Raw genomic sequence first — 13,316 nt, forward strand, 5'->3', positions numbered from 1 at the left:
AATGCTTGAGGTTCAAACCTTTTGTTGGCGCGTCGGCGTTAACGTTTACGCCAGCTGCACGTTCCCGCGGCGCGTTGAGCGTCCGTCGCGGCGCGTTGAGCGTCCGCCGCGGCGCGCGTTGGCGCGTCCGCAGTCGAGATGCCTTGTGAGCAGGCTCACATTGCCGCTTTGAGGGCAGCGAAGCCGCGGTCGAGATCGGCCTTGAGGTCGTCGACGCTTTCCAGTCCGATATGCAGGCGCAGCGTCGGGCCGCCGGGCGCCCACTTGGTCGCTGTGCGATAGGCATCGCAATCGAAGGGAATCGCAAGGCTCTCGAAGCCGCCCCATGAAAAGCCCATGCCGAACAGCTTGAGCGTGTTCAGCATGGTGTCGACGGCCTTCTGCGGCGCCGGCTTCAGCACGATGCTGAACAGGCCGGACGCGCCGGTGAAGTCGCGCTTCCAGATCGCGTGGCCGGGATCGGTCTCCAAGCCGGGATGCAGCACACGCGCGACCTCGGGCCGGCTAGCCAGCCAGCGCGCCATGTCGAGCCCTGAGCGGTGATGTTGTGCCAGCCGCACCGACAGCGTGCGCAGGCCGCGCAGCGCCAGGAAGACGTCGTCGGGTCCAGCGCAGACGCCGAGCAGGCGGATGCCCTCTGCGACCATCGGCCAGGCCTTGGCATTTGCCGAGATGGTGCCGAACATGATGTCGGAATGGCCGCTGATATATTTGGTTGCGGCCTGCATGCTGATGTCGACGCCCTGTTCGAGCGAGCGGTGATAGAGCGGCGTCGCCCAGGTGTTGTCGTCGATGACAAGCGCGCCGCGCCCATGCGCGACCTCGGCGATGGCGCGGATGTCCGGCATCTCGAACGACTGCGAGCCTGGTGCCTCCACCAGCACCGCCCGGGTGTTGGGCTTGAACAGCTTGTCGATGCCGGCGCCGATCATCGGATCGAAATAGCTGGTCTCGACGCTAAAGCGGGTGAGCATGCCGTTGCAGAAATTGCGCGAGGGCCGATAGACGTTGTCGCAGACCAGGAGATGGTCTCCGGCCTTGAGCACCGAGAGCAGGGTGGTCGAGATCGCCGACAGCCCCGACGGCACGATGCCGACGCCGGCGCATTGCGGTCCCTCCAGCGCCATCAGCGTCTCCTGGAACGCCTTGGTGGTGGGGGAACCGTGACGGCCATAGGTGAACTCGCCGCGATGGGCGTGCAGGTCCTCGGCGGTCGGGTAGAGCACGGTCGAGCCGTGAAAGACCGGCGGATTGACGAACCCCTTCTGCGCCTTGGTGTCGCGGCCGGAGGTGACCAGCCGGGTCTCGGCCTGCTGCTCTTGGGGGTGCGAGGAATCCATGCGTCTGCTTTCAAAACCGCGTTTCCGCTCGGGCTTGGCGCCTGACGGGCTGGCCGAAAGGCCGCTGTCGTTAATAACAGAACACAGAAGAGTCCCGTCAACCCCTTGACCCGGCACGCCAGTCGTTCTGTGATGCGCAGGTGCTATTCAGTCGCCGCATGTTGAGGGGCCTGCCGCGACCTTCGATCCATCGTCTGACCGGACCTTGCGCCACAGCCATATCGGCGGGCGCCTGCGGCGGGGATTAAGGTATGGCCTCCCGGGATCGGCGGGTGTTCGGCAAGGTTTTCCAGCATGACTCTTGCAGGGCTGGCCTTGATACGCCTGGCCCTGGCAGCGATGATCCTGAGACAACGTTCCTTGAGACGACTTTGAAAGGCCCAAAGCCCATGAAACGCGTAACCCTGGCTCTCACCCTTGCTCTCGCCGCCGGCCTCTCCGCCCAAGCCGCCGACGCGCAAACGCTCAAGACGGTCAAGGACCGGGGCATGCTGTCCTGCGGCGTCAGCCAGGGCCTGCCGGGCTTCTCCTCGCCCGACGACAAGGGCAACTGGACCGGCCTCGACGTCGACGTCTGCAAGGCGATCGCCGGGGCGATCTTCAACGACGCGACCAAGGTCAAGTACGTGCCGCTGTCCGCCAAGGATCGCTTCACCGCGCTGCAATCCGGCGAAATCGACGTGCTCTCGCGCAACACCACCTGGACCATCTCGCGTGATACATCGCTCGGCGCCAATTTTACCGGCGTGACCTATTATGACGGGCAGGGCTTCATGGTGAAGAAGTCGCTCAAGGTGAATTCGGCGCTCGAGCTCAACAGCGCCTCGGTCTGCGTGCAGACCGGCACCACCACCGAGCAGAATCTGGCCGACTACTTCAAAGCCAACAACATGAAGTACGAGGTGATCGCGTTCGGCACCAACGACGAAACGGTCAAGGCCTATGAGGCCGGACGCTGCGACGTCTTCACCACCGACCAGTCGGGCCTGTACGCCAATCGCCTGAAGCTTGCCAATCCCAACGACCACATGGTGCTTCCCGAGATCATCTCGAAGGAGCCGCTCGGCCCCATGGTGCGCCACGGCGACGATCAGTGGTTCGACATCGTGAAGTGGACGCTGTTCGCGATGGTCACCGCCGAAGAGCTTGGCGTGAGCTCGAAGAACGTCGACGAGAAAGCGAAGCTGGAAAATCCCGAGTTGAAGCGCGTCCTCGGCACCGACGGCAATTTCGGCGAACAACTCGGCCTGACCAAGGACTGGGTGGTGCGGATCGTGAAGGCGGTCGGCAATTACGGCGAGGTGTTCGATCGCAATGTCGGCGCGGGCTCGCCGCTCGCCATCAATCGCGGTCTCAACAATCTCTGGAACAAGGGCGGTCTTCAGTACGCGCCGCCGATCCGCTGATCATCCTGATCCGCTGGCAGCGGCATGAGCACCGAGGCCCGAAAACCGCCACCCCAGATCGCGCTGAAGATCAGGCGCGTTCTGGGTGGCAAGGCAGGCTGGAACGGCATTGCCGTCCAGTTTGCCTTCGCGGCGATCCTGGGCTGGATCGGCTATGAGATCGTCTCCAATGCCCGCGCCAATCTCGAAAACCAGCACATCGCCGCCGGTTTCGGCTTCCTCAGGAATAATGCCGGCTTCGACGTCAACCAGACCCTGATCTCCTATACCGGTTCGGACACGTTCCTGCGCGTGTTCGTGGTCGGGCTCCTGAATACGCTCGTGGTCTCGGTGGTGGGTATCGTCTTCGCCACCTTGATCGGCTTCATCGTCGCGCTGTGCCGGCTGTCGCCCAATTGGCTGCTGTCCCGCGTCGGCGAGATCTATGTCGAGATCATCCGCAACCTGCCGCTGCTGTTCCAGATCCTGTTCTGGTACCTCGCGGTGCTGGCTGCCTTGCCCAATCCTCGGCAGAGCATCTCGCTGCTCGGCGTTGCCTTCATCAGCAATCGCGGCCTCGTCATTCCTAGCCCGATCGGCGGGAGCGGCCTCGCGCCATTCCTGGCGATGCTGGCGCTCGGTATCGCCGCATCACTGGCCTTGCGCTTCTATGCGCGGCGCGCGCTGTTTCAGGAAGGGCGGATGATCCGGATCTGGCCCACCGTGCTGACCCTGCTGTTCGGGCTGCCGCTTGCCACGATGTTGGTGTTCGGTCTGCCCTTCACCTTCGAGCTCCCGCAGCTGAAGGGATTCAATTTTGCCGGCGGATCGCGGATCATCCCGGAGTTCGTGGCGCTGACGCTGGCGCTGTCGACCTATACCGCCGCCTTCATCGCCGAGATTGTGCGCGCCGGAATCTTGTCCGTCCACAAGGGGCAGATGGAGGCGGGGGCCTCGCTCGGCCTCAGCCGCGGCAACACGCTGCGGCTGATCGTGGTGCCGCAGGCCATGCGGGTCATCGTGCCGCCGCTGACCAACCAGTACCTTAATCTCACCAAGAACTCGTCGCTGGCGGTCGCGATCGGCTATCCCGACCTCGTCTCGGTGTTCGCCGGCACGTCGCTGAGCCAGACCGGGCAGGCGATCGAGATCATCGCGATGACCATGGGCATCTATCTCCTGATCTCGCTGCTCACCAGCGCGATCATGAGCGTCTACGGGTGGCGCGTCAGCCGGAGTCTGGGCGCATGAGCGATATCGCCTCGAGCAGCTTCGTCCGCCGCGACCTGCTCACCGAGCGTCCCGCACCGATGAAGACCACGGGCTTTGTCGGGCTGATGCGCACGCGCCTGTTCAACTCGCCGACCAACATCCTGCTCACGATCGTCGGCGTCCTGCTGCTGTGGTTCACCATCGTTCCCTCGGTCAGGTTCCTGATGGTCGATGCGGTCTGGAGCGGCAAGGACCGCACGGCATGCCTCTCGGAGAACGCCGGCTTTGCGGTCGGCGCCTGCTGGCCCTACATCCAGGCCAAGCTGCCGCAATTGATCTATGGTTTTTATCCCGAGGCCGAGCGCTGGCGGGTCAACCTCGCGTTTGTCCTTGCGGCGGTCCTGCTTGTGCCACTGCTCGTGCCGCGTCTGCCGGCAAAGGGGCTCAACGCCAGTCTGTTCTTCTTCGCATTTCCAGTGGTCGCGTTCTTTCTGCTGCACGGTGGCGGCATCAAGGGCTTTGGCCTCAGTTGGACCGCCGGCCTGCTGGAATTGTTCGACGAGAGCATCATCGGCGCCGGGCAGGCCGTGCTCGGTTTCAGCAAGACTTCCGCCGTCGCGCCGCTGTTGTGGGCGGTCGGGAATTTCATCGTGCTGGTCGGCACGGCGATCTCCTGGCTGATCCTTCCGCTGACCTGGTTGCGCGATCAGATCCAGGGAGCGGGTCAGTCGGTCTGGGCCGATTTTGCCGTCACGACCGCAGTCGTGTCGTTGATCGCCTTCGGCCTCGGCGGCGGCTTGCGCACGGGTTGGCGCGCTCTGGCCTCGAGCATTGCTGCCTTCTTCGCCATCGCCGCGGTGATCAAGCTGATGGGTCTCGATCGCGGTGGACTGCCGGTCGTGACGACGAATTTGTGGGGCGGCCTCCTGGTGACGCTGGTGGTCTCCGTCACCGGCATCGTCACCTCGCTGCCGATCGGCATCGCGCTGGCGCTCGGCCGCCGCTCCACCATTCCGCTGATCCGGATCTTCTCGATCGCCTTCATCGAGTTCTGGCGCGGCGTGCCGCTGATCACGGTGCTGTTCTTCGCCACCTACATGCTGCCCCTGTTCCTGCCGGGCAATTTCACCGTCGACGGTCTCGTCCGCGCGCTGATCGGCATCGCGCTGTTCACGGGCGCCTACCAGGCCGAGAACGTCCGCGGCGGGCTCGCTGCGATCCCGCGAGGGCAGGGCGAGGCGGCCGCGGCCCTGGGGCTGTCCTGGTGGAAGACGACCTCGCTGATCGTGCTGCCGCAGGCGCTGCGTCACGTCATTCCGAACCTCGTCAACAGCTTCATCTCGTTGTTCAAGGACACCTCGCTGGTCTCGATCGTGGCGCTGTTCGACCTGTTGGGCTCGCTCAGGGCCTCGTTCTCGGACCCGAAATGGTCAACGCCTTCGACCGCGTTCACCGGCTTCGCCTTCGCCGGGATCATCTACTTCATCTTCTGCTTTGGAATGTCGCGCTACTCGCTGTTCGTCGAGCACCGCCTCAACGCCCACCGTCGCAACTGATCGAGGTCACCATGTCCGACCCCATCGTCAAGATTTCCGGCCTCAACAAATGGTACGGCGACTTTCACGTGCTGCGCGACATCGACCTTGCGGTCGCGAAGGGCGAGCGCATCGTGATCTGCGGGCCCTCGGGCTCCGGCAAGTCGACCCTGATCCGCTGCATCAACGCGCTGGAGGAATTCCAGGAGGGCGAGATCGTCGTAGACGGCATCGCGCTCGGGCCCAACCTCAAGCACATCGACGCGGTCCGCCGCGAGGTCGGCATGGTGTTCCAGAGCTTCAACCTGTTCCCGCATCTGACCGTGCTGGAGAACTGCACGCTGGCGCCAATCTGGGTGCGCAACATCCCGAAGAAGGACGCCGAGATCAACGCGATGAAGTTCCTGGAGCGGGTCAAGATCCCGCATCAGGCCAACAAGTTTCCGGGGCAGATGTCCGGCGGCCAGCAGCAGCGCGTCGCGATCGCGCGGGCCCTGACGATGAACCCGAAGGTCATGCTGTTCGACGAGCCGACCTCGGCGCTCGACCCCGAGATGGTCAAGGAGGTGCTGGACACCATGGTGGACCTCGCCGAGGAGGGCATGACCATGCTGGTCGTCACCCACGAAATGGGCTTTGCCCGCGAGGTTGCCAACCGCGTGGTCTTCATGGATGCCGGCCAGATCATCGAGGCCAACACGCCGAACGAATTCTTTGCGGCGCCCCAGCACGCCCGCACGAAACTGTTCCTGAGCCAGATTTTGCGCTGAGCACCTGCCATCCGGAGACCGCGCCGGTCTGACCGGGCCGCCAGCCTGGCACCATCCGAATCAGCTGTGCCTCTTTCCGGGCCATCTTCCGGAGAGAGACCTTGCAGAGCAGTGTCGGCGCGCGCGCATTCCAGAATGCGCGATTGCAAAAGAAGTTGAGGAAGCAGGCGGACGCCGTCATGTCGCTCGCCGTCGAGGCGCTCCGGCAGGGCAGATTTGCCGAGGCCGAGACGCTCTGCCGCGGCATTGTGGAGGAGGTTCCGGATCATTTCCATGCCACGCACCTGCTTGGCCTTCGCGCCTATGAGGGCGGGCGGCTGGAGGAGGCGCAACAGCTGTTCGAGCGCGCGATTGCGCTCGATCCGCGCTCGCCCGATGCCCATGGAAATCTCGGCGCTGTGTATTTCGATGTCCAGAAGTTCCAGGACGCCCGCGCATGCCAGGAGAAGGCCATTGCGCTGAAGCCGAATTGTCCGATCACCCTCACCAATCTCGGCAATACGCTCCTGAACGTCGGCCTTGGCGAACAGGCGATCAGGCTGCACGAACGCGCTATCGGGTTGCGGCCCGACTACGCCGATGCATTTTGCAACCGCGGCATGGCGGAGCTGATGATCGGCCGGTCCGAGCGCGCCAAGGAGAGTTTCGATCGCGCCCTGTCGCTTCAGCCGCGTCATGCGGAAGCGATCGCCGGCAAGGGCATGGTGTGCATCGAGCTCCGGCATTACGAGGAGGCGGAAGCCGCCCTCGCCGCAGGCTTGGCGATCAAGCCGGGTTCACCGCGGATTCTGGCCCAGCGCGGACGGCTCAATTTCGATCTGCATCGGCTGGAGCAGGCGGCGGCGGACTTCGATGCGGCGCTGGCGCAATCGCCGCGGCTCGAGCTCGCGCTGCGTGGCAAGGCGCAGGTCAATCTTCTCTTGGGAAACACGACGCAGGCGATTGCGGCCGTCAAGACCCTGCTCGAGGACAATCCGCGGTCCGATTACGCAATCGTGCTTCTCGGCGCCTGCTACGCGAACCAGGGAGACGTCGCGACGGCGCTCGAGCACCTCGACGCGGCGCTCGAGATATCACCTGACTATGCGGATGCGATCGCACGCAAGATCTTCATCCTGGATTATCTGCCCGAGGCCGATTTCGCGGTCCAGCAGGCGGCGCGGAAATCCTGGTGGGATGCGATCGGCGCCAGGCTGCCGCAACGGACACTGCCGCCCCGGGCGCTCGATCCGGACAGGCGGATCGTCGTCGGCTATGTCGCGTCGGAATTCAGGAACCACTCGGCCGCGTTCGCGCTGTTGCCGGTGCTGCGCCAACACGATCACACGAGGTTCGAGATCGTCTGCTATTCCTGCTGGCCGCTGCAGGACGAGATTACCGAGAGATTCAAGCCTCTCGCGGACGTCTGGGTCGACGCCGCGCAGCTTTCGGACGACGAGCTTGCCGATCGCATCCAGGCGGACAAGATCGACATCCTGATCGACGTATCCGGGCATACGGCCGGCAACAGGCTGCCTGTCTTTGCCCGCAAGCCGGCCCCGATCCAGGTCACGGGTTTCGGACACGCCACGGGCACCGGCCTTCAGACCATGGATTACGTGCTCGCCGATCCCATCTTCATTCCGCAATCGGCGCGCCATTTGCTGGCCGAAAATGTCCATGATCTGCCCTGCCTGATCACGATCGATCCCATCCTGGACGTGCCGCCCTCGGAGCTTCCCATGCTCCGGAACGGCCATGTGACCTTCGGCGTGTTCAACCGCATCTACAAGATCTCGGATGATGCGATCCGGGTGTGGTCGAAGGTGATGCGTGAGGTGAGGGGGTCGAAGATCATCATCAAGCACGGGCTGCTCGACGATCTCTTGCTGCGCGACGGCCTGATCGCGCGGTTCGTGGCGCAGGGCATTGCCGAAGACAACATCACCTGCCTGGGCTCGACCACGCGCCACGAGCATCTGCTGGCCTTTGCGCAAGTCGACATCTCCCTCGACACCTTCCCGCAAAATGGCGGCATCAGCACCTGGGAATCGCTCTATGCGGGCGTTCCGGTCGTCGCCAAGCTCGGCAATGGCTCTTCGGCACGCGCCGGCGGCTCCATCGTGGCGGCCGTCGGCCTCGACGACTGGGTCGCCGAGGATGACGACGGCTACGCCGCGATCGCGTGCAAATATGCGGCACAGCCCGCTCATCTGGCGAAATTGCGGGCGGAACTGCCGGCTCGGATCGCAGCCGCGCCTGCCGGCAACGTCGAACTTTACACGCGTGAGGTCGAAGCGGCCTATCGCCGGTTCTGGCACGATCATTGTGCCGCGGCCTCGGAACGCGGCGAGGTGGCGTAGCCCGACCTTGCGTTGCCCCCCGGGAAATCCCGGAGTCGCTGCTGGTCCGGTGACCGGCCGGCCATGGCTGCGAATCAGTTAGACTCGCCTCAGGGCATCCTCCGGAGAGACACCTTGCAGAACAGCGGCGGCGGCGCGCGCGCATTCCAGAATGCGCGATTGCAGAAAAAATTGATGAAGCAGGCCGATGCCGTCATCGCCGCTGCGGCGAACGCCTATGGCCAGGGCCGATATGCCGAGACCGAGGCGCTGTGCCGCGAAATCCTGAAAGCCCTTCCGGATCACGTCGACGCCATCCACCTGCTCGGCATGTGCGCCCACGACGGCCGGCGCTTCGAGGAGGCGCAGCAGCTGCTGGAGCGCGTGATTGCGCTCGATCCGCGCCTGCACGATGCCCATAACAACCTCGCGACCGTGCATTTCGACCTCGGCAATTACGAGGACGCGCGGCGCTGCCAGGAGAGGGCGATCGCGCTGAAGCCCAATTTCGCGGTGGCGCTGACCAATCTCGGCAACACGCTGATGCATATGGGGCTGTACGAGCAGGCGCTCGAAATGCACGAGCGCGCCATCAAGGTCAAACCGGATTATGCCGATGCGCTCTGCAATCGCGGCATGGTCGAGATCGTGCTTGGACAGATCCTGCGCGCCAAGGAGAGCTTCGATCGCGCCCTGCTGTTTCAGCCGCGTCACGCCGAGGCCATCGTCGGCAGCGGCATGGTCAGCATGGAGCTGCGGCACCACGAGGAGGCGGCAGCCAAGTTAGCCACGGCGCTTGCGATCAAGCCTGGCGCGCCGAGGATCCTGGCCCAGCGCGGGCGGCTCAGTTACGAGCTGCAGCGCCTCCACGAGGCGCTGGCGGATTTCGATGCGGCGCTTGCGATTTCGCCCAAGCTCGAACTGGCCCTTCGGGGCAAGGCGCAGGTCTGCCTCGTCATGGGAAAGACCGCGCAGGCGATGGCGGCGGCGACGACCTTGATCGAGCGCAACCCGCGCTCCGAGATGGGGTTGGCGCTGATGGGCTTCGCTTATTCGAACCAGGGAGAGATGGACGCTGCGATCGAATATCTCGATCGTGCGCTGGCGCTCCGGCCGGACTATGGAGACGCGATCAGAGGCAAGATCTTCCTGCTGGACTACCTCGCGGATGCCGATTTCGCGGTCCAGCAGGCTGTACGAAAGTCATGGTGGGATGCGATCGGCTCGAAGATTCCGCAAAGGAAGCTGCCGAAGCGGCCGCTGGATCCGGACAAGCAGATCGTGGTCGGATATGTCGCGGCCGAATTCCGGCAACACTCGGCGGGACTCACTTTGCTGCCCGTGTTGCGCCATCATGATCACGCCAAGTTCAAGATCATCTGCTACTACTCCTGGCCGGGAGCGGACGAGTACACCGCCATGTTCAAGCAAATGGCGGACGTCTGGGTCGACGCTTGGCAGATGTCGGACGACGAACTCGCCGATCGCATTCAGGCCGACAATGTCGACATCCTGATCGACGTTTCGGGCCACACGACCGGCAACCGGCTGCAATGCTTCGCGCGGAAGCCGGCTCCGATCCAGGCAACCGGCTTCGGACACGCAACGGGCACGGGCATGCAGACCATGGACTACGTGCTCGCGGATCCCATTTTCATTCCGCCATCGGCTCGACATTTGTTTCCGGAAAAGATCTACGATCTGCCGTGCCTGATCACGATGGAGCCGGTCACCAATCTGCAGCCTTCCGAGCTGCCAATGCTCCGCAACGGCTACGTCACCTTCGGCGTGTTCAACCGCATCTACAAGATCTCGGATGATGCGATCCGTGTGTGGTCGCGCATCATGCGGGAGGTGCCGGGATCGAAGATCATCCTCAAGCATGGTTTGCTCGATGATGCCTTGCTGCGCGATAGCCTGATCGCACGCTTCATCGCGCAGGGCATTGCCGAGGAGGACATCACGTGCCTCGGCACCACCTCGCGCGACGATCACCTGATGGCCTTTGACAAGATCGATATTTCGCTCGACACGTTCCCGCAGAATGGCGGCATCAGCACCTGGGAATCCCTCTACAAGGGCGTTCCCGTCGTCGCCAAGCTCGGCATTGGAGCTTCTTCGCGTGCCGGCGCCTCCATCGTGGCCGCCGTCGGTCTCGGCGACTGGGTCGCCGAGGATGACGACGGCTATGTCGAGATCGCCCGCAAATATGCGTCGCAGCCCGAGCATCTGGTGAAGTTGCGCGCGGGTTTGCCGGCTCAGATCGCGGCCTCGCCCGCCGGCAATGTCGAGATCTATACGCGTGAGCTCGAAGCGGGTTACCGTCAGTTCTGGCGCGACTATTGTGCCGCAGGCGCGGAAAGCGGCGACGCTGCGGTAAGCGGGGCGGACGCATCCGGCGGTTCCTGAGCCGGATCCTGCAACACGCCCCGGAACGCCCGGAGGGATTTCGGCTCCGGCCGACCGGCCGGCCCGGAACGCGAATCAGTTAGACTCGCCACGGGCCATCTTCCGGAGAGACATCTTGCAGAGCAGCGCCGGCGCGCGCGCATTCCAGAATGCGCGGTTGCAGAAGAAATTGAAGAAGCAGGTCGACGCCATCATCGCTGCCGCGGCGAGCGCCTATGGCCAGGGCAGACATGCGGAGACCGAGGCGCTCTGCCGTCAGATCCTGCAAGCCATTCCGGATCATTTCGACGCGACGCATCTGCTCGGCCTGAGCGCGCAACAGGGCGGGCGCCTGGAGGAGGCGCAACAATTGCTCGAGCGCGCGATCGCGATCGATCCGCGTTCGCACGAGGCCCATAACAATCTCGCGGCTGTGCATTTGGCCCTTCAGAAATTCGAGGCCGCCCGTGCATGTCAGGAAAAGGCGATCGCACTGAAGCCGAATTTTCTGCCGGCTCTGGTAGGCCTCGGCAATACCTCGCTTCAGATGAACCTGCCCGAACAGGCGATCGAAATGTACGATCGCGCCATCAAGCTGAAGCCCGATTATACCGATGCGCTCTGCAATCGTGGTCTGGCCGAGCTGGCGCTGGGCCGGTTTGCCCCTGCCATGCAAAGCTTCGAGCGTGCGCTGTTGTTTCAGCCGCGCCATGTCGAGGCGCTCGTCGGCAAGGCGGTGGTCGGCCTCGAGCTCAAGCATTACGATGATGCGGAAGCTGCTCTCGCAGCGGCGCTCGCGATCAGACCCGGTTCGGCGAAGATATTGGCGCAACGCGGGCGGCTCAATTACGAGTTGCAGCGTCTAGAACCGGCGGTTGCCGATTTCGAGGCGGCGCTTGCGATTTCGCCCAAGCTCGAACTGGCTCTCCGAGGCAAGGCACAGGCTTGCCTCGTGATGGGAAAGACAGCGCAGGCGATGGCGGCCGCAGCGGCCTTGATCGAGCGAAATCCGCGCTCGGAGACAGGGCTGGCGCTGATGGGCTTTGCTCATTCGAACCACGGGGACATGGACGCCGCGATCGAATATCTCGATCGCGCCCTGGCGATCCGGCCGGACTATGAAGATGCGATCCGGGGAAAGATCTTCTTGCAGGACTTCCGTGCCGAGGCCGATTTCGCGCTCCAGCAGGCGGTGCGGCGGGATTGGTGGGACGTGATCGGCTCCAGGATACCGCGGCGGACGCTGCCGAAGCGGCCGCTCGATCCGGACAAGCAGATTGTGGTCGGCTATGTCGCTACCGAATTCCGACAGCACTCGGCGGGGCTAACTTTGCTGCCGGTGCTGCGCCATCATGATCACACCAACTTCAAGATCATCTGCTATTCGTGCTCGCCGTCACGAGACGAGATGACCGCCAAATTCAAGTCGCTGGCGGACGTCTGGGTCGATGCGTGGCAGCTCTCGGACGACGAGCTCGCCGATCGCATTCAGGCCGACAATGTCGACATTCTGATCGACGTTTCGGGACACACGACCGGCAACAGGCTGCGGGTCTTCGCGCGGAAGCCGGCTCCGATCCAGGCCACCGGATTCGGACACGCGACGGGCACGGGCATGCAGACCATGGACTATGTGCTCGCGGACCCCGTCTTCATTCCGCAATCGGCACGGCATCTGCTGGCCGAAAAGGTGTTTGACCTGCCGTGCCTCAACACCATCGATCCGATCCTGGATGTGCCGCCGTCGGACCTTCCCATGCTCCGCAACGGCCATGTGACCTTCGGCGTGTTCAACCGTGTCAACAAGATCTCGGACGAGGCGATCCGGGTGTGGTCGAGCGTGATGCACGAGTTGATCGGATCGAAGATCATCGTCAAACATACGCTGCTTGACGATCCCATGATCCGCGACGGCCTGCTTGCGCGACTCGTGAACCAAGGCATCCCCGAACAGAACATCACCTGCCTGGGCTCGTCAGGGCGGGCGGATCATCTGCGGACCTTCGCGCAAGTCGATATTTCGCTCGATCCATTCCCGCAGAATGGCGGCATCAGCACCTGGGAATCCCTCTATGCGGGCGTTCCTGTCGTGGCCAAGCTCGGTCATGGCGCCTCATCGCGTGCCGGCGGCGCCATCGTGGCGGCGGTCGGGCTTAACGACTGGGTCGCCGAGGATGACGACGGCTATGTCGAGATCGCCCGCAAATTTGCCTCGCAGCCCGAGCATCTGGCGAAATTGCGCGCGGGCCTACCGGCTCGGATCGCGGCTTCGCCAGCCGGCAATGTCGAGATCTACACGCGTGAGCTCGAAGCGGGTTATCGTCAGTTCTGGCGCGACCATTGTGCCGCCGCTGCGGGGTGAGGC

The 13,316-nt window shown here is 63.7% G+C and carries 8 protein-coding genes; 7 read left to right on the forward strand and 1 reads right to left on the reverse strand.

Annotated elements, in window-relative coordinates; genetic code table 11:
- Window positions 1-155: 155 nt before the first annotated feature.
- On the reverse strand, window positions 156-1,340 hold the full coding sequence (metC, locus tag GGD62_RS03045) for a cystathionine beta-lyase (RefSeq protein ID WP_183707009.1): 1,185 nt from the start codon (window positions 1,338-1,340) through the stop codon (window positions 156-158).
- Window positions 1,341-1,729: 389 nt separating this feature from the next.
- Here metC and GGD62_RS03050 point away from each other — a divergent pair, with 389 nt between their 5' ends.
- From GGD62_RS03050 to GGD62_RS03080, 7 genes are all read left to right on the forward strand, one after another.
- On the forward strand, window positions 1,730-2,746 hold the full coding sequence (locus GGD62_RS03050) for an amino acid ABC transporter substrate-binding protein (RefSeq protein WP_028144715.1): 1,017 nt from the start codon (window positions 1,730-1,732) through the stop codon (window positions 2,744-2,746).
- Window positions 2,747-2,770: 24 nt separating this feature from the next.
- On the forward strand, window positions 2,771-3,976 hold the full coding sequence (locus GGD62_RS03055; RefSeq protein ID WP_183707010.1) for an amino acid ABC transporter permease: 1,206 nt from the start codon (window positions 2,771-2,773) through the stop codon (window positions 3,974-3,976).
- Complete coding sequence (locus GGD62_RS03060; RefSeq protein WP_183707011.1) at window positions 3,973-5,493, forward strand: amino acid ABC transporter permease; 1,521 nt, start codon at window positions 3,973-3,975, stop codon at window positions 5,491-5,493. The genes GGD62_RS03055 and GGD62_RS03060 overlap by 4 nt, the downstream gene beginning before the upstream one ends.
- An 11-nt stretch (window positions 5,494-5,504) precedes the next feature.
- Window positions 5,505-6,242: an amino acid ABC transporter ATP-binding protein gene (locus GGD62_RS03065; protein WP_183234228.1), complete on the forward strand. Its 738-nt coding sequence runs from the start codon at window positions 5,505-5,507 to the stop codon at window positions 6,240-6,242.
- Between the two features lie 101 nt (window positions 6,243-6,343).
- The gene (locus GGD62_RS03070) at window positions 6,344-8,584 is read left to right on the forward strand and encodes a tetratricopeptide repeat protein (RefSeq protein ID WP_183707012.1); all 2,241 of its coding nucleotides are present in this window, start codon (window positions 6,344-6,346) and stop codon (window positions 8,582-8,584) included.
- Between the two features lie 114 nt (window positions 8,585-8,698).
- Window positions 8,699-10,972, forward strand: a complete 2,274-nt coding sequence (locus GGD62_RS03075; protein ID WP_183707013.1) for a tetratricopeptide repeat protein — start codon at window positions 8,699-8,701, stop codon at window positions 10,970-10,972.
- 115 nt (window positions 10,973-11,087) lie between these two features.
- Window positions 11,088-13,313 carry a tetratricopeptide repeat protein gene (locus tag GGD62_RS03080; RefSeq protein ID WP_183707014.1) on the forward strand — a complete coding sequence of 742 codons (2,226 nt, stop codon included), beginning with the start codon at window positions 11,088-11,090 and terminating at the stop codon, window positions 13,311-13,313.
- The last annotated feature ends 3 nt before the right edge of the window (window positions 13,314-13,316 follow it).

The sequence above is a fragment of the Bradyrhizobium sp. ERR14 genome (assembly GCF_014198235.1).
Lineage (GTDB): Bacteria > Pseudomonadota > Alphaproteobacteria > Rhizobiales > Xanthobacteraceae > Bradyrhizobium.

What these genes read in the sequence shown, in the direction of transcription:
- GGD62_RS03065 (WP_183234228.1), top strand. Translation starts at nt 5,505, where the DNA reads ATGTCCGACCCCATCGTCAAGATTTCCGGCCTCAACAAATGGTACGGC.
- metC (WP_183707009.1), bottom strand. Translation starts at nt 1,340, where the DNA reads ATGGATTCCTCGCACCCCCAAGAGCAGCAGGCCGAGACCCGGCTGGTC.
- GGD62_RS03050 (WP_028144715.1), top strand. Translation starts at nt 1,730, where the DNA reads ATGAAACGCGTAACCCTGGCTCTCACCCTTGCTCTCGCCGCCGGCCTC.
- GGD62_RS03060 (WP_183707011.1), top strand. Translation starts at nt 3,973, where the DNA reads ATGAGCGATATCGCCTCGAGCAGCTTCGTCCGCCGCGACCTGCTCACC.
- GGD62_RS03055 (WP_183707010.1), top strand. Translation starts at nt 2,771, where the DNA reads ATGAGCACCGAGGCCCGAAAACCGCCACCCCAGATCGCGCTGAAGATC.